The organism is Colwellia ponticola, assembly GCF_005885605.1.
GTDB classification, from domain to species: domain Bacteria; phylum Pseudomonadota; class Gammaproteobacteria; order Enterobacterales; family Alteromonadaceae; genus Colwellia; species Colwellia ponticola.
Window position 1 is genome coordinate 1 of sequence record NZ_SZVP01000043.1, and the last position, 599, is coordinate 599.

The window sequence follows — 599 nt, forward strand, 5'->3', positions numbered from 1 at the left end:
ACAACAAGTAAAGTGATGCTGATTGAAGGAATCGCCGGAAGCGGAAAAACGTCTGCTCTGCTTCAACGTATTGCTTTTCTGTTGTATCATAATCGCAAATGGCTAGAGGCAGAAAACGTGCTTCTATTTTCACCAAACCATTTGTTTTCTGATTATATCTCGACTGTATTACCTTCATTAGGTGAAAGTGGTGTGCCTACACAAACATTCAAAAATTATATTTCACAGCTGTTGCCAGAGTTTTCTTTATTAGACGAACAGCAACAGGAAAGTGGTTTTTTGCTAGGCGAAAAAGATCCGATACAAGTGATGAAAAGCGGATTGACCTTAGTGGATCAGATTGATCGCTATATCCAAAGCATCACAAGCTACGGTCCCTTGTTCCGTGATATGAAAATAAATGGTCGTACGATCCTATCGAAGGAATCGATTCGCCAATGGTATAAAGAAACAAATGAACAACTTCCCTTGCACCACAGACTCTCTCTGTTACAAACGAAACTACTGAAAAAATTAGGCGGTCTGCAAAAAGATGAAACACGTCAGCAATGGGTCAAAGATCTCGCGGAAGAGCAGCTCCAAGAACTATACGCAACAGA

Annotated in this window: 1 protein-coding gene; it reads left to right on the plus strand. The window is 40.6% G+C overall.

Translation table 11 applies throughout. The features are described 5' to 3' along the window. Positions 1-15: 15 nt before the first annotated feature. A partial coding sequence (locus FCS21_RS17595) for a hypothetical protein (protein WP_503328517.1) occupies positions 16-599 on the plus strand: 584 nt, incomplete at its 3' end.